Source organism: Polycladospora coralii (assembly GCF_014773435.2).
Taxonomy (GTDB): domain Bacteria; phylum Bacillota; class Bacilli; order Thermoactinomycetales; family Thermoactinomycetaceae; genus Polycladospora; species Polycladospora coralii.
Window position 1 is genome coordinate 130,812 of sequence record NZ_JACXAG020000005.1, and the last position, 25,029, is coordinate 155,840.

The window sequence follows — 25,029 nt, forward strand, 5'->3', positions numbered from 1 at the left end:
ATTGATCTCCTCCTTGTGCTGAAATCTATTATGAACGATAATAAAAGGGTTAAAAAGAGAATTTTCATTTTCAAAACTTCCCCTTTTATGGAGGGATTGTCGTGACAAAGTTTACGTCCTATTTTCAATTGAGGGGATATCTGTATGCACGCGAGCAAGAGCTTAAAGCTGACTTTAAATTTCAGGAATTAGAGCAATTGTGGGATTGTACAGGGAAAAATGTGAAATTGAGATTAAAGCGGTTGCAGGAGCAAGGAAGGATTGTCTATATTCCTGGTAGAGGGCGGGGGAATGCCTCAAGTATTACGTTTTCACGCCCACTATCGGAAGAGCTTGAGCACGAAGTGAATCAGTTGATTCAATTAGAGCAATTAGATGAGGTGATGCAATTATTACAAATCGGGCTTCCCTTTCCTTTATATCAGCAGATTTTTGAGAAAGTACAAGCTTTCTTAGGTTTTCAGACTGCTGCCAATAAAAAAGATGTACTGCGGGCTGTTGTGTATAAAGAGATTTACAGCATTGATCCGCGTTATATATCGACATCATTCGAATGCTTTTTAGTCATGCATTTGGGAGATCCACTAGTGCTTTATGATTCAAGCACCGATACGATTAAACCCCATATTGCACATGCTTGGAAAAAAGATCAGGAAGGGAAGAATTGGACCTTGTATCTACGCAAGGGGGTCATGTTCCACCATCACAGAGAACTGGTGAGCGAGGATGTACAATTTACCTTCGAACGCTTTCGTGACTCCAGTCTGCCGAATTACTGGATCACAGAAAATATTGCAAGTATTACTTGTATCTCGCCTTATATCATCACCTTTCGCTTACATAAGCCGAATCCGCTTTTTTTGCGGTATCTGAGTTGGTATGCTTTAGTGATATTGCCGCGGGATGTTCCGTTTGCCGAGAACAAATTCATCAGTACAGGGCCGTTTAGAATGAAAGATAGGCAGGAGTCGAAATTAGCTCTCGAGGTTTTTGATCGCCACTTCTTACCGCGACCATTTTTAGATGAGGCTCACTTTTATCCCATTGCAAATGAACGTCATTTTGGAATGAAATATGAAATCACTGAAAATGATTACGACAGCTATCATACGAATGTAACAGTAGGTGTGCGCTTCATCGTATTTAACTTTCATAAGCGTCCGTCAATCGTACACAATTGCTTTTTTCGTGAAGCGATCTATCATTTGTTTGATATCGAAAAAATGGCGTTAGCACTAGGTAGAGATGCCATCACCCCAGCTTACAGTTATTTCGCAAAGCGGTCTCATCCGATTCGAAAAGATAGAGATAAGGTAGCTGAATTGATAAAAAAATCTGGATATCAAGGAGAAGAAATTTCTTTTGTATATAAAATCCGAACTTTTGAACCCGATGTAGCATGGTTTGTGCAACAAGCGGAGGAAGTAGGTATTCGAATTCGTCCCATGTACAGTTCAGCCTGCCATGAAGTGCAGGACGACCAAGCTGATCTGATCATGGGACGAGATGTAGGCAGTGATGATCTACTCTCTTTTTTGGATTGGTTCTATAATCAATCTCTATTGTCTCAACGTACAGGTTTGGTTCATCATTGGAAACAAGTTGAAATTCATTTAGATCATATCAAATTTGAAAATGATGAAGAGAAGCGCAAAGTACGGATGAACGAACTCGAAGCATACATCCGGAAAAACTTTCTCTTGCTTTATGTAGATCACCCGATTGAGCAAAATGGGTTTAACACCATGATGAAGGATATTCATTTGGATCGGTTTGGTTTTCTCGACATGAGGAAACTGTGGCTTGACGAGAAGCAGGACTGTCAGCAAGTAGAAGACGGGTAGCAAAAACAGGTCGTTAAATGATCATTTACCATACCAATTGCTTGCATATACGCGTAGCAGATTGTGGGGCCGACAAATTTAAAACCTCTTTTCTTTAAATCTTTACTCATGCGCAGACTGAGTGCTGTCGAGCTAGGGACATCTTCTGATGAAGAAAAGTGATTCATAATCGGCTTATCATCGACAAAACCCCATATGTATGTACGGAATGATCCAAACTCCTCCACCACACGATGATAGGCGTGCGCATTATCAATCACAGCTTGAATCTTACGCTTATTTCGGATGATGCCTGGATTCAGTAGTAATTCTGCTATTTTTCGCTCATCATAATGAATGACCTTGCTGGGATCGAAGCCATCAAATGCTTGGCGATAGTTCTCACGTTTTTTTAAAATCGTATACCAGCTGAGTCCAGCTTGGGCACCTTCCAAATTGAGCATTTCAAACAGCTTCTGATCATCATATAGCGGTATTCCCCATTCGTGGTCATGATAATTAATATACAGGGGATCACTATTCACCCAATCGCATCGCTGCATCTACATCACCTTCCTAACGATCGAGCAACTGGATCTGCTCCAGTTGCTCGACTTTACCACCTATTATACTATTCTTCGAGCAACCATTTAAGTATCGTGCTTACAACACTCGCCATTTCAATCACTCCTATCTTCTGTAGATTCTCAAGCTACTCATTAGCGTAACATGCTTATGAGCCCACTGATGTGACTTTGATCACAATTTAACGAGCGCTGCAGCGGGAGGAGCAAATTTATCATGGCAAGGCTTAAACCCCTTAGGGCTGATTACCCGCCAGATAATGGGGCTTTCTACAGCTTGCATACTTCTGTCCATTTATCGTAACAACAGAACAGTTAAATAAATCATCTCTAACTCTCCAACCCGCATAAGTACAATTCTTCGAACCTGAACTAGATGTTGTACAAGATTGCAGTTTTAGATCTCCAATATAATTATAACCGTATTCAGTAAAGGGTGTTGGCTTTATATATTCAGCTGGAATCTGTCCTGCAGCGTAGTAGCGAGTCGTTTCCTCAGGAAAACCTTGTCGTGGACACCAGTATTTCTGTACACCTTTTACAGTCACGGTTTCACAGACTAATTCATGACTGTATTCATTTACTAAATACCCTTCATACCAACAAGAGGTAGCAAGGCCATTCTGATCATAATGACAACTATCCCCTTTCACTTTCAATGTGCCAGAATACTTAATTCCATCGTCATATTCTGTTTCATCTATATAATACGTCACATTCCCACTTTGGTGGTCATTAGGTGTAAATAGCTTATGCACGGCTAAAAATTTGTACTTTACAATACCACCGTCAGCGGGTTTAGCATATGTGGTCGGTACAGAGATTAAGCTCGATAACAATATTGTTACAGTTAATAAACCTATAAATATCTTTTTAATACACATTAAAAACAACTCCCTTATTTATTTAATATATTGAAAAATAAACGATGTCTTTAGTTTAATTTAACGAATTTCTTTCAAAAAGATTAAAAAAGATCATTTTACTAGCTGTTTTTTTTGTATTATAATGAAGATCGAATTAAGAAGGGATCGGTTTTAGTTAAAATTCATGAAAACATACTTGTCATTCGGATGGACCCCCATGCCTCGCATTTTGATTCTGTAACATCAAAATTCCTATTGTTCTTGATCCATCTAGGTGATATATAGGAGGTATGAATATGAGAATAATCGAACATTATTTAGTCATGTACGCTTCTTTTTTACAAAAGACTGAGGGGGATAGGTTTGAAACCACACTAGATGAAATTTCGGAGAAATTAAATTGTAGTAAGAATAATACTAAAATTGTATTACGCAGCCTTAAGCAGGAAGATTGGATCGAATGGCATTCTCAACGTGGTCGTGGCAAAAGATCTATCATTACCTTCAAAGTAAATATAGTTAATTCTGTAAAAACATACATATCTGAACAACTAGAAAAAGGTAATTTTATTGAAGGATCTAACTTTTTGAAATCACTTCCGCTCGAAAAAGAAATGAATGAAGTGATCATTCATTATATTGAGACGGGCTATTGTCCGAAAAAGGAGAATAAGGAAGAGTGTCTATATTCTTAAGGGCTTAGGGTAATGAGGTTCACCCCTCTAAAAATTGGGAGCCCTATTATTCCGCATTACAACGGTTACGATCATCCGAAATTCCCCTCCACCTCTAATTGTTAAACACCTAACAATTAGAGGTGCTTTTGTTATGTCTAAACTAACTTCTGAAGAAAAGATCAGAGCAGTGAAGCTCTATTCAAATGGAAAAGAGAGTAAATGTGAGACTTCTAGGATTATAGGAGTAGATAGGTCATTGCTGAGAACATGGATCAAGCCATATGAATACAAGGAGAAAAGCTTTTGAAAAAAGTGATACACCCCACTCTTCGTAGTTCAAACAGAATATTATGTATTTATAGGAGAAGGGAACGTCTATAAACAGTCTAACAAGGGTGAGGGGTATGGTCAGGTAAGAACGAAAACAAGAACGTGCGAAGCATCGATATGTAGAAAATATTTGAGTAGGATAAGAATGTCACCCTAGATAGTTAGCAATTTAAAAAAGATTGTTTAAAATAATCAAATATGTTACGATTTTAATATGAAACTATTTAGATGGTTTAACAATACTTTAGATTTACCAAAACACATTCAAAAAGGAGTTCTACACATGAAAAAAAAGAAATCTAACAAGATCATTTTCTTACTACTAAGTATTTTCCTTTCTACAGCACTGTACCCAACACCATCTCATGCTGATGAGGCTAATGATGTAAGCGATTTCAAGATACTCCAACATAACGTTTTTTTCTTACCCAAACAGATTTCTTGGTGGAAGCCTAATACAAGAGCAAAATTGATCAGTGAATCAGAGTTTATTAAAGGGCAGGATGCTATTATATTTAATGAATTATTCGACAACAAATCTTCGGAAATATTGATGGATTCACTTAAAGATGATTATGAGTATCAAACATCAGTCTTAGGCCGAAGCAAAAATGGTTGGGATCAAACATTAGGTAGCTATTCTAATTTTGTTCCAGAAGATGGAGGAGTAGCCATCCTTAGCAAATGGCCTATTGAAGAGAAGGTACAATATGTTTATAAAGAAGCTTGTGGTGCAGATTATTATTCTAATAAAGGATTCGTATATACTAAAATTAATAAAAAGGGAGAGAATATTCATATAATCGGTACGCACATGCAAGCTACACAAGAGTCAGGATGTAAGAATGGTGAGCCCGCAAAAGTACGTAATGCACAGTTTAATGAGATGCGTAAGTTCATTGAAGAAAAAGATATTCCTAAGAGTGAAACAATAATAATTGGAGGAGATATGAATGTCATGAAATCCGATACAGAAGAGTATCAATCAATGTTGGATATACTTAATGTTGGTGATCCTACTTATACAGGACATACGGGAACGTGGGATCCTGAAACAAATGCAATCGCAGGTTATAGTTATCCTGATTATGCTTCACAACACCTAGACTATATTTTTATAGAAAAAGATCATGCGCAGTTCGGTGATTGGGTAAATGAAGCATTAAATATAAAATCGCCTAAATGGACTGCAATCACCAATGAGTATGATGAATATTCCGATCACTATCCTGTAAGAGCTTACATCAAATAGTAACCCATCTAATACGCGCTTACGATTTCAAATCTACAAATATAATGGGACTTATGTGACCCGTCGCCTGCTACTTAGCAGACTATCTCAATGATGTGTACCATTGAACGATCAAAGGCATGAGGAGCGTTATCCATACCTTTAGTTCATGGTAACCATATGCGAGAATAAACCACATACAGCATCACACCTCCGATTCGGTCGTGTGGTGCTTTTCTTGATTATTCGTCAGATCCTTCAAAAGAAGAGATTCAAGCTGAATTAGAATATTTACGTATGGAAAATACATATTTGAAAAAGTTGAATGCCTGAGTTCAAAGCATTGAGCATTTCAAGTAAGAACTGGAAAAGTACCTTCATGACTACAACGACAAACGAATTATAGGAAAGTTTAAAGGCCTGAGTCCGGTTCAATACCGAATTCAGGCCTTACAATCTGCCTAACGTTGCGGGGTTACTTCAGTGTAGTTGGGATTGCGTTTAATTTTCGAGTAAATCCATACACTCATCATCATAATAGTCATCTGTACAGCCTTTTACATCTATGTTTACGGGATGACCAAATGTATTTGAAGTTACTTTGACGTAAAAGCTACCTTCTTCATGCGGAAAACGATTTGAATACGGGATCTCCCAGTAATAATCAGTCTTGGAACTGTTTACTCTAAACGATTTTTGAGCGATGAAATTATCATTACCTGTAAAATCAGTATGGTAAAGGGCCACATTTGCATAGGTGTTGCTTGCATAGTCTCCGCTATTAAATGAAGGCGAAATTTTGAGCGTTAGATCTGTCCACGGTTTATATATTGGGATCAGTTGCCTTGTTTGAGTCCAAGGATTAAATGGATCGATATTTGTGCCTGTGTAAGGTCCCCATATTTGAGGATGTTGAGCAACTACGGCTTTTGATACCGTGTTTTTCGTATCAGATTTTTTTGTATCGACATCTCCTGTTCCGCCTAATAACCCTGCCATGGCGACTGTTCCTGCTAATAAAGTTTTGGTCAACATTTCTTTTCCTCCTCATATACCTGCAATCTAACATCTAAATATGAATCATAAACCCAACTTAATAAATACATTATCTTAAAGCCACTGATTTAAAAATGATAGATCTATTAAAATAACTACCATTTTTAAATCACTTGATCTATGTATACCGCTTTTCAAGTCAGGGTACTGAACTGCCAAAATGAGGTTTTCAATGGAATAAAATGATAATGAAAGCCGTTTACATGATCATCGTAAATGTAGTAGAGTTACTCATGAGATCAATACCACTTCAAATTTTATAGAAGTTAAAATTTCCGTCTATTTAAATGACATATAATCGTTCATCGCCAGGCGTGATTTGAGAAGAGAAAACATCTCTAATATCATTTAATTTACAATAGTTCATTTATTATTAGGCATCCAAGTAGCTTTGATTCTTTGAGGAGGGGAAAAGATGTTTATTGAATATGTTTTATTTTTTTCGTTTATCTTCTTAGCAGTAGGGCTATTGGTATTCAAGAGCAGGCATAGAAATCGGCTATATGTATCTGTACTAGCCGTATTTCTCATTTATTGTGGTTATGCGGGAAGCTATACCTTATTCCCAATTCTCTCAAACACGACTGGTGTATACTATCTTCATTTCAATTTCACCCCTTTTTGGATGGACGGTTGGGTTTGGGAGCAATGGTTCTACAATATCTTGTTATCCGTACCATTTGGAGTGATGATTCCTTACCTTGTTAAAATTAACACTAAAATGAAAGGCCTACTTGTAGCGCTATCGTTTGGCTTGACTATCGAGGGTCTACAACTATTAGAAAAGCTTCTCTTCTATGAACCTATGAGAGTTATAGACATCAACGATGTATTTTTGAATTTTGTGGGAGCACTAATCGGGTATGTAGGGTATTGGCTGATACAAAAAATAATCAAGATAGACACATTTGAAAAACAGGCTGCGTGATAGCCTGTTTTTCAAATGTCTTAAAACGATTATTTACGAAAGCATGAAAACCGATCTAGAGAAAGTCTTCTCTATGATTGTACGAATGGCTTGATGAACGGGATATATTCATTGACAAGGAATCCGGGAAAGTTACCAAGTATCAATGAGATATTTGCGTGAAGGGGATCTCATTTACATTATGTCGATTGTTCGAGGATATAAAGAAAGAGTGGGAGAGAATCACACAGGAAATGAAATGGACATGCTACTACTGGATACTACCCAATATAAGGATACACATGGGTAGACCTAAGCTAAGCCTTGATTCTCTTACAGCTGAACAGAGAGGGGTATTAGAAAATAATTATGAAGCATGGAAGGATAAAGAAATGACAGGGGTTCAGCTTAAGAAGCTTCTAGGGTTCAAGAACACCACGTTTATAAGATTATAAGATCATCAAGGAATATGAGGGTAGACAATCGTCTATAAAAAAATAGCCGACATCCCATGATATAGGGAATGGGCTATTTTTATTTATGCTAGACTATCACTGGAGTAGGAGATAACAATAATTTAAGCTCGTCTACAATAACGTCTAGATTAACCTTAGCTTGGTCAACTTTTTGACTCATATGAACAAAGTTATGAACCATTCCCTCAAATCGAGTAAATTTTGCTTCAATACCTGTTTCTTGTAATTTTTTAATATAGGCTTCAGCTTCATCACGCAACACATCGTGTTCAGCTGTAGCACAGAAAGTTCTGGGGAGTCCTTCGAATGATTCGGCTGACAATACTGATGTGTATGTGCCGTATCCATCTTCAGGGTTTTTAAGATACTGACTCCAGAACCATTTCATACCATCTTTTGTTAAATTAGATTTTGGATCTGAATAGGATACCGTATCAAAATTGTAGTTAATTACAGGACATAACAGAAGTTGTCCAGTTGGCATCGGATGTCCTTCATCTCTTAACCGTAAAGATGAGGCTGTGGTAAGATTCCCCCCCACACTATCTCCACCTGTTACAATTCGATGCTTGTCTACTCCTAATTGGTCAGCATGTTCAAATACCCATTTAATGGCATTTACGGCATCATTTAATGGTGCAGGATATTTCGCTTCTGGTGATAATCTATAATCAACTGAAACTACAACAGAATTAGTTTGTTTGGCTATGTATGAGCAAAGCGCGTCATCTCGTTCTACCAATGGAAGTACCCAACCGCCACCATGGAAGAATATAAAGCAGGACAGCTTTTCGTCATTGTTTGCTGATTTAGGATGGAAGACATGAACGGGAATATCTGCATCATCAGATTTAACATATTCTACTTTCATGCTTACTTGTTCTTCTATTACTGCATTATAATATTTGGTAGCTTTAATATATAATCTTCTTGCTAATTCAGGCTTTAATTCTTCAAATGGAGGGTGCTTCTCTTCATTTTTCATCCCCTCTGCTATTTCTAAGAATAATTCATCTATCTGTGGGTTTACCATTTTGCTCACCTTTCACTTATAAAATTCTTCTCTCTTGACTACTGTCAGTGTCGCAGTTTTATGGGGTAGTTCGATATTACCTCTAATTTTAGCACCCGCACCTTCAATAGCAGGAATAATATACTTATTTCGATAGTCTGGTTCACTCACTATTTTTTTAACGAATTCATTCTGATTGAAAATAACTTCGTACACAATCTTGAAAAAGGGTACTAGATATTTATGGTTAATATGGTGACGTTCACCAATAACAACATGTTTACCCATATCCGTTTCATCATAGTCCTTGTAGTAATTTTTGATTTGATCACTTTTAACTTCATAGGACATTAAAAAACCAAATGCCTTACTGTCTAATTCAATGATGTAATGCTTTCTTTCTGGCTTGCTCATTGTCCAGTTAATATATTCTTTTAACTTTTCTCTTGAGACATTGAGTTTCCAAAAAGGTGCAATATACCTTTTGTGCATCCATTCATAAAACAGATCAAAGTCTTTTTCGGGATGGAACGGACGCACGGTAAATGTCGCATCAAGTGATTCATCGTACTTTTTGTAGATTGTAGCCATGATAATCCCTCCAAAATAAATTATACTACATTACATTGAAAATGATAATCTTTTTCATTAAAAACAAATGGAGAATTTGATATGATCCGTTATGTTTCCAAAATAAATATTTATATATTTCTAAAATATGATATTATGATGATTTCGCTAATAAATAAGTAGGAGGATTCATGATGTTGGGACTACAACCAATAGTGATTATGATTCAATCACAGCGGAAAATAGAGACAATTTTGGAACAGGTAAAGGTGTTACGCATATATACAGAAAATGAGCAAACATTGGAAGAGAGTTGACTAGGTTATTATCCTTGCATGACTGCAACGTATGGAGAAGAAATGAGATCGAAACGTTATTCAGAGTGGCAGTCTACCACTGAAAAATATGGTGTTGTTAGAGTAGAGAGAAAGATGTAGCATGAATTTATAAAATTCTACTTCATTGATCATTCTATGATAATAATATATTTTTTAATGATTTATCCTATAGTTCTAGGTCCATCATCACCCTTATATTCAGAATTAGTTACAATTTTAACCATCAAGTCCTCAGCTAGTGAAAACTCCATATCTAACATGTAACCGTTCTTTTCTAAGATGATAACCTGGTCAAGCAAATTTGTAACAAATAAATGAAAATTACTCTGATCGAGCTTCCATCGATGTTTGACCACCAAAAGCACTATGTGGACGCATATGATCGTAATAGCAGTAAACATTATCTTCAATGAGCGAACGAAGATGGGATTCATTTTTGATGGAGTAGTGATTGAGATGTTCGTTTTTCAGTTTACCAAAGAAAGACTCCATTGGAGCGCTGTCATAAGGACAATCTGCTTTACGCATACTTTGAACAATATGATACTCTAAACAAAAGTCTACAAAAGCTTTGGATGTAAATTGTACGCCTTGATCACTGTGTAAAATCAATTCTTTAGGAAGATTATGTTTCAGTAATGCTTTTTGCAAGTTTTCAATAGCTTTACATAATGGGTTGTTCGAGTGACTACAACGTAAGGAGGATGAACGTAGAAGAGAAAGAGAAAGAGAAAGAGAGTATCAAAGGCGGGTTGATAAATCAATTCGAATGCCCAACAGCCATAAAGAAAAAATTAGTGGTTGGTTTGTTGGGGACAATATTAAAGGTGGTGGGGCTGGCTGGTTTTAAATAAAAAAGAAAAGGGATTCCAATAGAGATTCCCTTTTTCACATAAGCAATTCATTTTCATCCATATCTAATAACTCTTCTTCCCATAGCAACATATAACACTCTTTTAAATCAAGCCAAATATTCCTTTGATCCATGTCTTTCATGTTAACCATCGCGATTGAATATCACGAATCCAGGCTTTCATAGCTTCGTAACGCCTAGGTTCGGACGACAGAGCGGTTTTATAGCTTCCTAGTTTGTCTATTTCTGTAGTTCATTCAATCCACTTTTTGCCCGTTCGACATAAAACAGTGCTTTATCAAGATAATAATTATCTTTGATTTCTTGGTTATCTCTTAGTAGACTTAAATTTGTATGAATATTAGTAAGGTAGCCTCTGACGGTGTTGAAATTAAGCCCCCATTGGTATTTAGCGAACTCTTCTTCATTTTCTGGTGGAGTAGGTAAAGAAACATCAGCTTTTTTAAGTGTATCTACCTCTTTTTGTAGCTCCAAAATTTTTTCTTCCCATTCTTTAAGTTGTGAAATACTAGTAGCATCCATTTTAACTGTAATCTCCTTCATAGTGATCACCTCATAAGTTATTTTAAATTTGAGATAAGCGATAAGGAATGTTGAATATGTCTAAACATGCTCCTAAAGATTACGCTAAGCGTAGATTTAGTCTGTTAACAGAAATGTTAAGAGATCAACGAGAACATACGATTAAAAATGCTTCGGATCGATATGGCGTAACAACGAGAACGATTCGTAACGATATCGAGATCTTACAAAAATACTTGAATGAACCAAATCAAAAGCAATACATAGTAAAAGGTAGAGGGTATTATCAAGGTGCATTCCCCACTGCAGTTGCCAGTATTGATAGAGAAACTCAGCTTTACTTGTTTCTTGCCCTTCAACATGTAAAGCCACTACTCGCAGATGAAGGGTTTAATGCGTTTCAAATACTAAAAAGTCATCTCTACTCGGTTCTTTCTAAAGAAGAAAATGAACGAATAGATTTTTGGGATCAGTACTACTACATCAATTCATTTGGAAACTTGAAGAATCAAGATCACTTTTATCAATCACTCAATCATGTTTTTGAGGCCATTCGATTCAACCAAATTATTAAATTCTTTTTTAAGCGTGATTCTCTTGTGTACTTTGATCCATTTTGCATTTATTTTTCCAAGAAAGCCTTTTACATTGTGGGAGATAAGATCCCTTCACCAGCAGAACAATCTAGTGAGTATCGTAAGCGACGAATGTATCGCTTAGACCGTCTTTCACATTTAGAACGATTGCCTAATTTTGTTTCCAAGTTAGGTTCAAATAAGACAGAGACCCAGGATTTCAAAAGGTATCAGTCTAAGTACCACATCAAGCACATGATAGAAGCTGAGAGTTCACAAAAAAAAGCTGAAGATTATGTTTTTATCATTCGTGATGTAAAAGCATTGAATCGAATCGTTGAAAGAGAGTGGCATCCAGAACAAGAAATTACGATTGGCAATGATGGATTGACACAATTACTTATTCCTGAAGTGAAGAGCCCTGTTGAATTGCAAAAGTGGGCTTTAGGATGGGGAGCAGCCATTGAAGTCAAGGAGCCCCTGTTCTTTCGCAAGATGGTTCAGCAAGAGATATCCAAAATGTATCACCACCTTTACCAATAAATTTTTATTTTGTTGTACATGACTATATCGAAATTTGATCAGGTTGCAAACCGTGTAAAATAGAGAAATGGAAACTCTAGAGTTTCCATTTCTCTATTTCTATACATTGAAAAAAAAGAATGAAACGATACAATCTGATTAGGAGGTGAAAAAATGAATTTGAATTCTTTTGCGCAACAACTTTTAGAACAATTTGAGTTTCTTACCTATAATGGCATTACGCTTTCAAAAGAATTTGCAAAGTCCTATGATTATCATGAAAATCATGATCGGAATTTATATGATTTATCCATGTTTGATCATATTCGGACGGGGTTACAAGCTGGTGTATCACTAATTGAATACTTACAACAACACAAATTCGAAGTGGATCATGAAGAAATACAATATGCGTTTATTGCTTATGTACTGCATGATCTACATAAAAGTAAATCGATTAATAAGAGTGATTCAAGCGAGTATGACATGTTTTTAACACAAATTGAGGATGTAGGTCACAAACTATGTGAAAACCTTGCAATTGCTGCTCCACCCGCACACTTTTTACGATTAGCTGGTGTGTCCAATTATTCCAATAAACAAGGCGATGCTAGCTTTCTTCCTGATGGACAATATTGGTCTTATATTCGAGATTGGGTGAAGCTGCTTGATAAGGTCGCTTCCATTACAAGTATAGCGGAATGTCTTACGCATACATCGGTTAGAAAACTGGAGCAACAATTACGACAGATACTCCCTCCTATTTTTCACAAGTTGCATATTCAATTTCACTATGTCCAGGAAGTTCGAGGAATCATTACAACACTTATTCATAACGGTATGGCACATCTGATGGATCAGAAAGGCTATCTTCCTTGGCTTCGTTTTGGAGATGGAACTTTATATTTATCATTGGGAACAAGAGAAGTTGAAGATAAGGAACTCTTTTATCCGAAATTGCTAGATATGCTTATCGATAGTGTGAATGAGGCAGCAGAAGAGATACCTGTTAGTAAATTATTTGATAATACAATATTTGAATGTCAATTACTCAGCTTTATGATTTATTCCGAACCAGAGGATTTCTCTTCTCTCTTTTATCGGCAGTTTTCAGGATTGAGAAGCCAATCATTTCCTGAGAATAAGTTCACATCTAAGCAACTTACAGATTATGGTGTCCAGACAAACATTGAGCTCTTTAATAAGCTAGGGATAATCGATCAACTAGATGAAGATATTCGAGATAAATGGATGTTTACATCTTATTTTTTCGCAGCTTTACAAAGGCTCACACGTAGAACTCTAAGAACCTCTCTATCAGACGCTTTACAAAAGATAGCTGAATTTTTTAAACTACCATGCACGGATTTGTGGAACTATAAGCCGGTAAAACAAAATAACAATAAAAAATATGATGGAGCGATTTGGTTAGCGTATCGATTTATGCAAGGTTTAGAAAAAGGAACGATTAACCAGATTTCAATTGAAGATTACCGATTACGAGTACGTGATGAGGCTACGTCTTATCTCACCGGAATTGTAAATGCTGGTATATGCAAAGAACTTTTGAATGAAGAGCTCCCGATTCAACAGGATTTTTATCAATACTTACATGAGCAGTTGGTTGTTTCATGGGATTGTCATCGTCAAATTAATCAGATGGATATCAAAGAGATAGAAAAGGCAAAAAAGAGATCACAAAAGAAGATTTGCAATCTTTGTAATCGAAGCATCAATTCCACCAAAGGAAAAGTAAGGGCTACAGTGATTGAAGATGCGGTGAATGTATTTAGTAACCGAGTATTACCAAGAGAAAATAAAGTAGATGTACTCCATTGGTGTACAGTCTGTGAACTGGAATTTACTTTAAGACAAGTTTTTAACATTAATATTTTAGGTAATAAAAGCAAAACACGAAGGGTTTATCTATATGCTATACCGTCATTTCAATTCACCACAGAACGATTGGCAGACATTACAGATGACTTCGACTATTTATTTGGATCGATTCATGTTCATGCTGAGAGAGGACCCATTCGTGATGCCTGGCAAACGCCTTTTGTGAGTGAGAATCCCACGATTCTGCGTAAACATTTTCAAAAGCATTTTGAAGTATGTAGTGAGTATTATCAAGCAGAAGGGCATACCCAATCAACTGGGGATGTGCTTCGTGCTGGACCTGTGGGGAACATCATTATGCTGACTTATGATTGTTACTCGGGTTCAAATGGTGAAGAAAGAACGAGAGATGAAGTTTGGATGAAAGCTTTATCTGCAGCTTTATCCATCCATCAATTATATGGTTTTCGAGTTCTATTAACAGAAAAGCCGTTTTTATTTATCTCGGATATTCGTGAAATTCTTTATGCTGTTAATTTGGATGCTCCGCCACTAGGAATAGGACGATTCGTTAAAAATCAAAGTGCCGTTCCAATTGAACAGGTAGAGAAAACCATATTTTCACTAGCTGCGCTGTGGGAAGTTTATCAAGTGGTCTATCCCTATGATTACGCCAAGCGAACAGATAAAGCGATCTCGACTGTGATTCACGAACTTTATTCGAAACCTTTACCAGGGGCCTATTTCTTTAAGCGTTGGGCCACTAAACACGCTCGCAGTCCGATATCAAGCTTTACTTATGCTTGTCAGCAACTTAATCAGATAAAAGGTGGTTTGGCCATGTCGTTAATAAAAAACCTTACAAGTGCTTCTCTAGCACTGTATCGACCTTATAATATCCCTGATGGTCGTGCTCATCGTTTTGAAAATTTATTTCGATTGACTGTAAAAGGAATAAAAGAAGGTGCAGATAAGAGTGTGCTTAGTGGATTGGTCATGAAGCGTTTAGAACGCTTGGTGTCACAAAAAGGTGGGAGAGTTGCTTTACCTATCAAACACGAGAATATTTCCCAGTTTGTAGATCTGGTTTATGATCAATTTTATTTAAAAGAGTGTTGTGGAAAGTTAGCTAAACTGGTTCAAAAGCAGAACTCCTTTGCCGATGGTATTTTCTTTGAAACTTATCAAACGATTCAAAGAGACAAGCAGTTGCAAGAAAACCAATGATAAAAACAGTAGGAGGAAAGAATATGTTAACCACTCACTTAGATTGGAATCAATCAGAAATTAAAGAAAAGTTAGATCGATATTTTTTTAATGAGGTTCCTTTGGCTCCACAGAGACAGTATGCACAAATTGTGTTACTTCGAGAATTTGAATCTACAGCTGTTTTAACGACAGAAGGGCAATTTCTTGATGTTGAACTTGTGAGAGGGGGGCAAACGATTACAGATACCCTTTCTCGTGTTTTATTTCAAAAAAGAAAACAAGTAGCACCAGAGCGTCGAACGGGAAGAGCATTTAATCGTTCTTTCGGTATAAATGAAAAATGTCAATATATGAGAAAGATGTGTGGTGAGTGTCCGGATTGTTTGCTGTATGGTTTTGCCGCTACTGAGGGAGAAGGATCTCAGCGGTCACGAATACTTACTGACTCCGGTTTTTCAATTAGACCGTATGAAGTCATACAGCGCTCGATCACCTTAAATGCGATTGATGATACAACAACAGGCGGAGTTTCAGGGAGTGCTTTTGCCGAACGTGAACATATTCGTCCACAGGTTTATTTTCCAACCATTGAAACTGCTGTTGATGTTACTTCTTCTGAGTTTCTCTATATCTTGCGTAATATTTTAACGACGACGCGCTATGGAGCTGAAAGCCAGCGACAAGGTTATATTCGTAACATTCCGGTTGCTATTTTGTTTGGTCAATCCGAGATTTTATCTAACTTGTCTTTGGTTCAACATCTATACGATAAACTATATTGTGATCAAAACCGCGGTATTGAAACATCTCTTGATCGAGATGAACTGATTGAACTGATCAAGCAAGTATTGACAGATGCCCAGAGTCAATCTTATTTACCTGTTCAAATCATGATGAATGAAGAGTTAGAACAGATCTTATCCAGTATCAGAGAGATCTGGAAGAGCAAGGAGGCAAATGATTCATGGCTTCAACAACTTCAAAAAGAACATCAAACATACAAAAAGAAAGTCAAACCAAAAAAAGAGAAAAAAGAAGAGAAATGAAACATGCGTATCGATTAACAATTGAAATGGAAGATTATCTATTCTTTGCTAGTATGGAAAAGGGTAAAGTTACAGAGACTTCACCTCTCATTCATAACTACGCTCTTGCTTATGCACTGGGCTGGACGACTTCTCCGTACTTTCATAGTAAGCAGTCCCCAGCCTATCGACAACAACTAGAGCCGTTAAATGATAAAGGACATTATATTTATCCAGCCGTACCTATACAGTTTACACATACTTTGATGCAATACAATACTACGGAAGAGACCTTTTCAATGGTGAGAGAAAAGAGTCTTGGCTTTCCAAACTGGGGATTTATTAAATGTATTCGCCCGGGTTCCCAATTTTATACGTATGCTTTAAGTGCATCTCCGCTCTCTTTACCTGGACGCTTTCGTCTTGGAAAATGGATGAGTCAGGCACAACTTACAATAGAGGAGATAGCCATTCAGAAAAGCAAAAAGAAAAATTCTCCGCATCTTTTAAACGTGTGGGACTTAAAGGTTATTCCACAATACTTTGGTAGTTTGTTTAACTTACTGCCTTCTCGGTTGGTAAAAAATGCAGAATGGGACTCTCCTATTGCGGGTTATACCGTAAGTGATGGAGATTCGGATATATTTTTACCAGCTTGTCAATTTGTAACAGGAGGAACATCAAAATGATCCATATGAAGCTAACTGCAGAATCTGCGATGACGTATGATGCTCCTTTTATTGATGGCATTTATCCCTATGAACATCAAGCTGTTCAGCTTGAACTGATTGAACAGGCTTTTACCAATAGAAAATCTACGATTGTTTGGAATACTGCCCTTACGGGGGCAGGTAAAACATTAGCGAACTATAGTTACTTACTCAGAAATCCAAAGGTTAAATCATTAGGTATTTATCCGGTTAATGAACTGATCAAAGATCAATATCAGTCTCTACAATCTCTTCCACTACAAAAATGGGAGGAGATTGCAGTGTGGACTGCTGAAAAATTACGAGATAATCAATTGCCTAAGGAAACAAGATTAGAAACCATTCTTCGTTTATCGACTCGATATTATCGGACAGTTTTAACGAATCCAGACTATTTAATGCTCCTTTCACAAGAACGTCTCTATTCGTATTTACCAGGACCGAAGGCCGAGGCGTTTAATCGTTTTTCTGAGTATCAACTGCAAATTTTTGATGAGTTTCATCTATATGACATTTCACAGGTTAATTTTTTAGTTCAATGGATGGGACTGATGATCACAACATTCCCTGAAAAAACGTTTGTGTTTGTGTTATCTTCTGCGACACCCCGTCCGGAAATCATGCAATTATTAGAGTCACTTCATATTGATATACGATCTGTCGCAGAACATATTCAAGATTGGAAATCGAAATATCGTGCTGTAGAACAGAGAACCTTTTTACAACCTGTAAAGATTACACTACTACCCTGTTCCCTTCAAAAATGGTACACGAGCGAGAAAATAATAGAAAATTGGAATCATGTTGAGGAATACTTACTTGAATGGCCAAAAGCGAAAGGGCTAATCATTTTAGATTCGATTTATGAGGCGCAATGGTTAGCAAATGAGCTAAGAAAGAAAGGTTATGAAGTAGGAGAAGTTCATGGTCTTTCTAATCGTCGTCAGAGTCGGGAAGCCTTAGCGAAACCCATAACGGTTGCTACTGCAACGGTTGAAGTAGGAGTTGATTTTCAAAAGGATATTCGTAAAGACTTCATGGTTTGTGAAGCACGCAATCCTGGAAGCTTTATGCAACGGATCGGTCGAATTGGCCGTGGAAGTCGTTCCATACAATCTCCTCCCTTACGCATTTGGACTTATCTACCTAAGTATGTAGTGGAACAAATAAAAAGTAATGATTCAGATGAATTATCTCGTGTTGCGTTACAACATAGGATTCAGCATGCTTTTAGAGAATCTCAAAATTTCTTACCTTATATTCATAAAGTAGGCGGAATGAACTTGGTTCATAGCTTTCATCAATTAAGAAATTACTATTTAGATAAGAAGCACAATCCTGTGTTAGAAAATATGAAAAACATGATTGAGTCCATTTATTCTTTCGGGTTTCATGAGCAGAAGTTGCGCTATGGGGAGTGGAGAAAAAAAGGATTATTGGAGCCCGTGATTAGCTTTAGAGGTCAAAATACATTGGAGAAGCACCTATTCAAGAAAGATGATCTTGAGCATGAGGAGACCTTCTATCCCGATATATGGTTCTGGGATGAGACATTACCGGACCTCCCTTTAATGCGTTATCACTATGGATTTGTATTGAGGAGAAGACAAGTTGATTTTGTTAGCAAAGAAGAGATTATAAAAAGAGTGGACCATCACTTCAACGAATCAAATCCACTGAAAGTAGAACTTATGCGAGAGTTGGAAATGCCGGTTATGGGGTACGCAATTGTCAAAAAACACTTAACTGAGCCCGTTTCTTTTCATTGGAAGTTACCTGTTTCTGCAAATCGAAAGTTAGAAAAGATCGTGCGATTAGATCGATTGAGACTGCGATCTAGTGATGTACTTTTAGATGAGCAACTACATGCCGTTTTTCATGATTTACGTTTTAAATCGTGGATTGTTTACATCATTCCTCGTCCAGTAAACGAAGTAACTGATTTATTACATTTACCTCCCATGTTCCGATTATATCGAGCAAAAAGTGCAACAGGTGCAAACTGGAGTATTGCGTTCAATATAGAAGCATTCCAACTTTGGAGTATTTGGGAGAATTTTCGAAGTGAGGTGTTATAAATCGAAAACTTTGTGGAAGGGCATGCGATAAACACATTCGTATATTGTCCACGTCGTTGTTATTACGAATACGTTGAACGTGTGTTTTATCACAATATGTATACCATACATGGGAAAATTTTGCATCATCGCGTAGATCATATGGGTAAAGAGCACAGAGAAGAAAGAGAAATATATCGATCCTTATTTGTATGCTCAGAGCAATATAGACTCACAGTTCGTTGTGATATTGTGGAATCGTCAGAAGGACATATCTATCCAGTAGAGTATAAACGAGGAAAAATGAGTAATTGGGAAAATAATAAAATGCAATTGTGTGCACAAGCTCTTGCCCTTGAAGATACCCTCCAATGTTCAATTCCTTACGGCTATCTGTTTTTCTATGGATCATATCAACGTAAAAAAATTGATTTTGATCTTAGTTTAAGAAACGAGACGATAGGCGTGATTAAAGAAATACAAGATTTATATCGTCGTACTGAACCACCAGAAGGAATCAACGATTGGACCAAATGTAAAAAATGTAGCCTCGTAGATTATTGTTTACCAATGGATCGAATGAAATTAAAGGGGAAGATAGAATGGGGACGTTTTATTTAACTGAACCGTACTGCTTTATACGAAAAGAATCGGAACGTCTTAAAATTTATAAAGATAAAAAATTATTGAAGGAAGTACGAGTAAATGATTTTCTAAGGTTTTATATTCATGATTCATCGACACTAACTACGGATGCATTAATGATGTTAGCAGAAAAAGGAATTGATGTCGTTTATTTTTCTCATAATCAAATGGTCGGTCGATTTATTGGGAAGGAAAATAAAAATGTGCGCTTACGCATTGCTCAGGTGGAAAGTCATCTGTCGGAGGAAAAAAGCCTATTGATTGCACGAAACATGATACTGGCTAAACTTAAAAATACGCGAACGAATTTACAGCGATTTTCACGTCGTCATGATCTGGATCTACAGCATTCTATTTTAGCTTTAAAGCATGCGATGAAGAGTGCTATGGAAGCGGATCATTTGGAGCAGCTTAGAGGTATTGAAGGCGTTGCAGCTAAAGCATATTTTAGCTCATTTCCATCCCTTATTCTAAAGAAAGAATTTACTTTTAATTATAGAAGTCGTCGTCCAGCAAAAGATGAGGTGAATGCACTTTTAAATTATGGTTATGCGCTACTACGTGCTGAAATAACAAGCGCACTTCAAGCTGCTGGACTTGATCCATACATTGGATTTCTTCATCGTGAACGATATGGAAGGGAATCGTTATCTCTTGATTTAATGGAAGAGTTTCGTAGTATTTTTGTAGATAATTTGATCATTAAAATGATTAATAAGGGGATGATTAAATCAGCTGATATTGATCATGTTCAAGGTGAATTTCGAATTCGAGGTTCAGCACGAAAGCGTTTTATAGAATTATTTGATCAAAAGCGAAAAGATGAAGTTACGCATGAATTGTTGCAAAAAAAGATGAGTTATCGCGAGGTATTTCATAGACAAGCGATTTTATTAGCTAAATTCATAAAATCTGAAATGGATGATTACTATCCCTTTTTGATTAAATAAGGGGAGGAACTTGTGAAGCGAATTATAAGTTATGATATTGAAGATAACCGCCGGCGAAGTCAAGTTTTTAAACTGTTAAAAAATAATGGATTGTGGATTCAATATTCCGTATTCGAATTGGATTGTGAGGAGAAAGACTGGCTTATTGTAGAAGAGAAACTGTCTGCTATACTCAAAGATGGTGATTCTTTATGTATTTATACACTTTGCTGTTCGTGCTTAAAGAAAGTGCAATATAGTGGACAGCTACGTTTTCGAATCGAAGAAGATCAAAAGCCTATTTTATAGATGGAGCAGATAGCGAGGTAATTATATGTACCGTTTACATATCACTGTACAAGCAAAAACCAAAATCAAGGGTCCAGGTGTGTTCACAAAAAGATTACACGCTTTTATTCTAAATGCGGTGAAAGAAGGAAACCCATTATTATCCGAATATCTTCATAATCGTAAAGATAGGCAACTTTTTTCTATTTATGCACATGAATTTGAAATCATGATTCACTCACCAAATCAATCTATTATTGAGTACTTGCAACGATATTTTTTACTTCATGATGATCTCGAACTATGGAATTGGAAAGGGAAAATACAAGAAGTCAATACAATATATCTATCCCAGGAGAGTTTGATGAAATGGCATTCAAATCGTATTACAATACATTTTATAACGCCAACAACCTTTTATCAGTATGGAAATTATTATCCACTTCCTGAAATCAATCGCTTATTGCTAAGTGGTGTAAAAGCTTATCAATTAACAGATGAGAATGTACTTCCAGATATTGATCTTGAATCGATTGCCCGCAGAATTCGAATTGAACATGCTGAATTCTTCACAAGAAGAGTAGATTTTAAAAAATTTAAAGTTATTGGCTTTTGTGGTAAATTAATACTAAGCTTAAGTAGCTTAGATCAAGTGGAAAGTGAAACCGTGTGGGAATTATTGGTGTACGGTTCACTTATGGGATTTGGATACAAAACGGCTTGGGGGTTAGGACAAACTAAACTCGAACCCTTTAACAATTTATTTCAAGTCCGATGATCATATGCTTTGAAAAAAGACCAGTAGAGCGTCGGAAACGCGAAGACTATTGATAGAGTAAGATTAGTTGAAATAAAATGATGTGGTTAGAAATAGCAATAGTATAAAAAGAACTCTTTTTTAGAGAACATCGGAAATGTAATTACGAGTTCAATGAGAGACTGGGATTGAGAATTCGCCGTGATAACGCATAGCACCTCATTAAGAGGATTGAAACAGTTTTTTTGACTCAACAATCCAGAAAACCCCTTACAGTGATAACGCATAGCACCTCATTAAGAGGATTGAAACGCCAGAACTACGTGACATAACCAGAGTGGTCACCTTGCGGTGATAACGCATAGCACCTCATTAAGAGGATTGAAACGTACTGTTTTTTCTAGGGATGGCTTCAACGAGGCAACGTGATAACGCATAGCACCTCATTAAGAGGATTGAAACATATTGGACTAGAGGACTTTTGAGACATTTGGATGATGTGATAACGCATAGCACCTCATTAAGAGGATTGAAACTTAAGTGACTATGGAAATGCCGAACGATTAATCTTACTGTGATAACGCATAGCACCTCATTAAGAGGATTGAAACTCTGCATGGGCTTTCTGATTGCGACAGCTCATTTGGTGATAACGCATAGCACCTCATTAAGAGGATTGAAACATCGCCAGTGCTGAACCCTCAGTTAAGTTTGTTAAAGTGATAACGCATAGCACCTCATTAAGAGGATTGAAACTATTCAGCCTTTTAATTGACTCTTGGACGTCTGTATCTAGTGATAACGCATAGCACCTCATTAAGAGGATTGAAACAGCAACTCATCACTTTAACTGGTTGGGATGCAAAAGTGATAACGCATAGCACCTCATTAAGAGGATTGAAACCTGAAAGTGTTTTACAATCAATGTAGTAATTCGTCGTGATAACGCATAGCACCTCATTAAGAGGATTGAAACGGCACTTTTTTTTATGCTATTCCCTTGACTTAACTGTGATAACGCATAGCACCTCATTAAGAGGATTGAAACAGACGTGTGGAGAAGCGAATCCTTTGAGGCGACAAAAGTGATAACGCATAGCACCTCATTAAGAGGATTGAAACCTGCTAGCTTTTTTCCGGGATTCATAATGAGTTTTTGTGATAACGCATAGCACCTCATTAAGAGGATTGAAACTAAAGCGTCCTACTACACTAATGCTTGATGAGCTTGGTGATAACGCATAGCACCTCATTAAGAGGATTGAAACCAATTTACGCGATTCATGGGACATTTATATTGAGGTGATAACGCATAGCACCTCATTAAGAGGATTGAAACGACGATTATCAAATAAAATATTCAAGCCACCAGAAGTGATAACGCATAGCACCTCATTAAGAGGATTGAAACAAATGCAAAAAATCTTGCTCTCAACCTTAGATGGTGTGATAACGCATAGCACCTCATTAAGAGGATTGAAACTACCTAGCACACTAACTAAAAACACCCTATTTTTTCGTGTGATAACGCATAGCACCTCATTAAGAGGATTGAAACGAGTTGCCATCCTTTATAATGCGCTCTCTATGATTAGTGATAACGCATAGCACCTCATTAAGAGGATTGAAACCTATTAGTAATCTCTGTAGAAGTCTCTGTAGTATTCTGTGATAAGTGATAACGCATAGTACCTCATTAAGAGGATTGAAACGATATGATGTATGGGGAACTATTTAATCAACCGAAGTGGTGATAACGCATAGCACCTCATTAAGAGGATTGAAACAATTTCCATTTCTTCATTCCCAATTGATGCGTAAGTGATAACGCATAGCACCTCATTAAGAGGATTGAAACTGAATGACGGCTTTGATGGTACGGGGAAGCAGGTAGTGATAACGCATAGCACCTCATTAAGAGGATTGAAACTGTCTTTCTACAGTTTTTCAATTCCAAAGATAAAAAAAGGTGATAACGCATAGCACCTCATTAAGAGGATTGAAACTCATCCATCGTTATCTCTCCTTTATTCCATAATAGCGTGATAACGCATAGCACCTCATTAAGAGGATTGAAACGTTGCCTTTTCTTTTGCTTTAGCTCCAAATTCAATTACTCGGTGATAACGCATAGCACCTCATTAAGAGGATTGAAACGCTCGAACTGACGTCAAACCCTATAGGTTTGGACGTCCTAAGTGATAACGCATAGCACCTCATTAAGAGGATTGAAACGGTAGTTACGTCAATATTCTTAGGGATTACCATTGTGTGATAACGCATAGCACCTCATTAAGAGGATTGAAACGAAAGAAGAGTAGAAAGAAGCAAGCTAAAGATGAAAGTGATAACGCATAGCACCTCATTAAGAGGATTGAAACCGCTCAATGTTTTACAATCAATGTAATAGTTCGTCTTATGTGATAACGCATAGCACCTCATTAAGAGGATTGAAACTCGAGATTATCGACACGGAGAAGGACGAAATGTGCGTGATAACGCATAGCACCTCATTAAGAGGATTGAAACCGATCTGAAATGCAAGACATGAACGCAAAAATCGGTTGTGATAACGCATAGCAACTCATTAAGAGGATTGAAACTTTCGATAAACCGTTTGTAACTTCCAAAAACTTTTTCGTGATAACGCATAGCACCTCATTAAGAGGATTGAAACGGTATGGAGATGGTTAGTGATAAAGTCATCAGTTTCAAGTGATAACGCATAGCACCTCATTAAGAGGATTGAAACCATATACCAACAAAGGATAAAGACATTCTATTTACGTGATAACGCATAGCACCTCATTAAGAGGATTGAAACAGAAAGTAGTAACCTTTTTCAATTTCTTCTTCTTTGTGATAACGCATAGCACCTCATTAAGAGGATTGAAACTGAGTTAATAGGGATCGGATTTTCTGTGTCGAAGTGATAACGCATAGCACCTCATTAAGAGGATTGAAACTCCAAAATCAATTTCCATGCGCTTATATATATGAGCGGTGATAACGCATAGCACCTCATTAAGAGGATTGAAACCTAAAGTTTCTGGGCAGGAACTAACTAAAAATCTTCAAGGTGATAACGCATAGCACCTCATTAAGAGGATTGAAACATTACCATGTAATTGGAACAATTCGCTATGCCTTACGTGATAACGCATAGCACCTCATTAAGAGGATTGAAACTAAATCCATGAACGCCGT

At 36.9% G+C, this 25,029-nt stretch carries 23 protein-coding genes, 1 pseudogene and 1 CRISPR repeat array (1 of these 25 cut by a window edge); of the genes and pseudogenes, 17 read left to right on the plus strand and 7 right to left on the minus strand.

Annotated features, from left to right (window positions below):
* Window positions 1–101 precede the first annotated feature (101 nt).
* Window positions 102–1,844 carry an ABC transporter substrate-binding protein gene (locus IC619_RS11665; protein ID WP_191140290.1) on the plus strand — a complete coding sequence of 581 codons (1,743 nt, stop codon included), beginning with the start codon at window positions 102–104 and terminating at the stop codon, window positions 1,842–1,844.
* Here IC619_RS11665 and IC619_RS11670 read toward each other — a convergent pair.
* Entirely contained in the window at window positions 1,823–2,386 is a 564-nt protein-coding gene (locus IC619_RS11670) for a DNA-3-methyladenine glycosylase I (protein ID WP_191140289.1), read from the minus strand. The two genes, IC619_RS11665 and IC619_RS11670, sit on opposite strands and share 22 nt — an antisense overlap.
* Window positions 2,387–2,643: 257 nt before the next feature.
* Window positions 2,644–3,291, minus strand: a complete 648-nt coding sequence (locus IC619_RS11675) for a hypothetical protein (protein WP_191140288.1) — start codon at window positions 3,289–3,291, stop codon at window positions 2,644–2,646.
* Window positions 3,292–3,569: 278 nt separating this feature from the next.
* Between IC619_RS11675 and IC619_RS11680 the strand changes: the two genes are divergently transcribed.
* The 4 genes and pseudogenes from IC619_RS11680 to IC619_RS11695 form a co-directional block, all read left to right on the plus strand.
* Complete coding sequence (locus IC619_RS11680; protein ID WP_191140287.1) at window positions 3,570–3,968, plus strand: SgrR family transcriptional regulator; 399 nt, start codon at window positions 3,570–3,572, stop codon at window positions 3,966–3,968.
* Window positions 3,969–4,101: 133 nt separating this feature from the next.
* A complete protein-coding gene (locus IC619_RS17360; protein ID WP_191140286.1) occupies window positions 4,102–4,257 on the plus strand; it encodes a transposase in 156 nt (51 codons plus the stop codon).
* Between the two features lie 306 nt (window positions 4,258–4,563).
* On the plus strand, window positions 4,564–5,532 hold the full coding sequence (gene sph / locus IC619_RS11690; protein WP_191140285.1) for a sphingomyelin phosphodiesterase: 969 nt from the start codon (window positions 4,564–4,566) through the stop codon (window positions 5,530–5,532).
* A gap of 339 nt (window positions 5,533–5,871) precedes the next feature.
* Window positions 5,872–5,976: pseudogene (locus IC619_RS11695) on the plus strand (IS3 family transposase); the annotation flags it as partial.
* A gap of 36 nt (window positions 5,977–6,012) precedes the next feature.
* On the opposite strand, the gene IC619_RS11700 reads toward IC619_RS11695, so the two are convergent.
* Window positions 6,013–6,546, minus strand: a complete 534-nt coding sequence (locus IC619_RS11700) for a hypothetical protein (protein ID WP_191140284.1) — start codon at window positions 6,544–6,546, stop codon at window positions 6,013–6,015.
* Window positions 6,547–6,982: 436 nt separating this feature from the next.
* Between IC619_RS11700 and IC619_RS11705 the strand changes: the two genes are divergently transcribed.
* On the plus strand, window positions 6,983–7,495 hold the full coding sequence (locus IC619_RS11705) for a VanZ family protein (protein ID WP_191140283.1): 513 nt from the start codon (window positions 6,983–6,985) through the stop codon (window positions 7,493–7,495).
* Window positions 7,496–8,017: 522 nt separating this feature from the next.
* Here IC619_RS11705 and IC619_RS11710 read toward each other — a convergent pair.
* Both IC619_RS11710 and IC619_RS11715 read right to left on the minus strand, forming a co-directional pair.
* The gene (locus IC619_RS11710; RefSeq protein WP_191140282.1) at window positions 8,018–8,983 is read right to left on the minus strand and encodes an alpha/beta hydrolase; all 966 of its coding nucleotides are present in this window, start codon (window positions 8,981–8,983) and stop codon (window positions 8,018–8,020) included.
* Window positions 8,984–8,995: 12 nt separating this feature from the next.
* On the minus strand, window positions 8,996–9,553 hold the full coding sequence (locus IC619_RS11715; protein ID WP_191140281.1) for a GNAT family N-acetyltransferase: 558 nt from the start codon (window positions 9,551–9,553) through the stop codon (window positions 8,996–8,998).
* A 173-nt stretch (window positions 9,554–9,726) separates the two neighbouring features.
* Here IC619_RS11715 and IC619_RS17105 point away from each other — a divergent pair, with 173 nt between their 5' ends.
* Window positions 9,727–9,849 (plus strand): hypothetical protein, encoded by a 123-nt coding sequence (locus IC619_RS17105; protein ID WP_283770966.1) that lies wholly within the window; start codon window positions 9,727–9,729, stop codon window positions 9,847–9,849.
* A gap of 342 nt (window positions 9,850–10,191) precedes the next feature.
* Here IC619_RS17105 and IC619_RS11720 read toward each other — a convergent pair whose 3' ends face one another.
* A complete protein-coding gene (locus IC619_RS11720; RefSeq protein WP_191140280.1) occupies window positions 10,192–10,521 on the minus strand; it encodes an integrase core domain-containing protein in 330 nt (109 codons plus the stop codon).
* Between the two features lie 53 nt (window positions 10,522–10,574).
* Here IC619_RS11720 and IC619_RS11725 point away from each other — a divergent pair, with 53 nt between their 5' ends.
* Window positions 10,575–10,724 carry a hypothetical protein gene (locus IC619_RS11725; RefSeq protein WP_191140279.1) on the plus strand — a complete coding sequence of 50 codons (150 nt, stop codon included), beginning with the start codon at window positions 10,575–10,577 and terminating at the stop codon, window positions 10,722–10,724.
* Between the two features lie 239 nt (window positions 10,725–10,963).
* Here the strand turns inward: IC619_RS11725 and IC619_RS11730 are convergent, their stop codons facing one another.
* A complete protein-coding gene (locus IC619_RS11730; protein WP_191140278.1) occupies window positions 10,964–11,287 on the minus strand; it encodes a hypothetical protein in 324 nt (107 codons plus the stop codon).
* Window positions 11,288–11,343: 56 nt separating this feature from the next.
* Here IC619_RS11730 and IC619_RS11735 point away from each other — a divergent pair, with 56 nt between their 5' ends.
* The 9 genes from IC619_RS11735 to cas6 all read left to right on the plus strand — a co-directional run bounded on the left by IC619_RS11735 (window position 11,344) and on the right by cas6 (window position 21,843).
* Complete coding sequence (locus IC619_RS11735) at window positions 11,344–12,384, plus strand: helix-turn-helix transcriptional regulator (RefSeq protein WP_191140277.1); 1,041 nt, start codon at window positions 11,344–11,346, stop codon at window positions 12,382–12,384.
* Between the two features lie 153 nt (window positions 12,385–12,537).
* Entirely contained in the window at window positions 12,538–15,429 is a 2,892-nt protein-coding gene (gene cas10d, locus IC619_RS11740) for a type I-D CRISPR-associated protein Cas10d/Csc3 (RefSeq protein WP_191140276.1), read from the plus strand.
* Between the two features lie 23 nt (window positions 15,430–15,452).
* On the plus strand, window positions 15,453–16,457 hold the full coding sequence (gene cas7d / locus IC619_RS11745) for a type I-D CRISPR-associated protein Cas7/Csc2 (protein ID WP_191140275.1): 1,005 nt from the start codon (window positions 15,453–15,455) through the stop codon (window positions 16,455–16,457).
* The gene (gene cas5d / locus IC619_RS11750; RefSeq protein WP_191140274.1) at window positions 16,376–17,125 is read left to right on the plus strand and encodes a type I-D CRISPR-associated protein Cas5/Csc1; all 750 of its coding nucleotides are present in this window, start codon (window positions 16,376–16,378) and stop codon (window positions 17,123–17,125) included. The genes cas7d and cas5d overlap by 82 nt, the downstream gene beginning before the upstream one ends.
* On the plus strand, window positions 17,122–19,224 hold the full coding sequence (gene cas3, locus IC619_RS11755) for a type I-D CRISPR-associated helicase Cas3' (RefSeq protein ID WP_191140273.1): 2,103 nt from the start codon (window positions 17,122–17,124) through the stop codon (window positions 19,222–19,224). The genes cas5d and cas3 overlap by 4 nt, the downstream gene beginning before the upstream one ends.
* Window positions 19,225–19,236: 12 nt before the next feature.
* Window positions 19,237–19,824, plus strand: coding sequence for a CRISPR-associated protein Cas4 (gene cas4 / locus IC619_RS11760; RefSeq protein WP_191140272.1), 588 nt, complete (start codon window positions 19,237–19,239; stop codon window positions 19,822–19,824).
* A complete protein-coding gene (cas1, locus tag IC619_RS11765; RefSeq protein ID WP_191140271.1) occupies window positions 19,806–20,798 on the plus strand; it encodes a CRISPR-associated endonuclease Cas1 in 993 nt (330 codons plus the stop codon). Before cas4 ends, cas1 begins: the two co-directional genes overlap by 19 nt.
* Window positions 20,799–20,810: 12 nt before the next feature.
* Window positions 20,811–21,086, plus strand: a complete 276-nt coding sequence (gene cas2 / locus IC619_RS11770; protein ID WP_191140270.1) for a CRISPR-associated endonuclease Cas2 — start codon at window positions 20,811–20,813, stop codon at window positions 21,084–21,086.
* Between the two features lie 25 nt (window positions 21,087–21,111).
* Window positions 21,112–21,843, plus strand: a complete 732-nt coding sequence (cas6, locus tag IC619_RS11775; protein WP_191140269.1) for a CRISPR system precrRNA processing endoribonuclease RAMP protein Cas6 — start codon at window positions 21,112–21,114, stop codon at window positions 21,841–21,843.
* Between the two features lie 180 nt (window positions 21,844–22,023).
* Window positions 22,024–25,029: a CRISPR direct-repeat array (repeat unit 37 nt; unit sequence GTGATAACGCATAGCACCTCATTAAGAGGATTGAAAC); it runs 273 nt beyond the window's last position.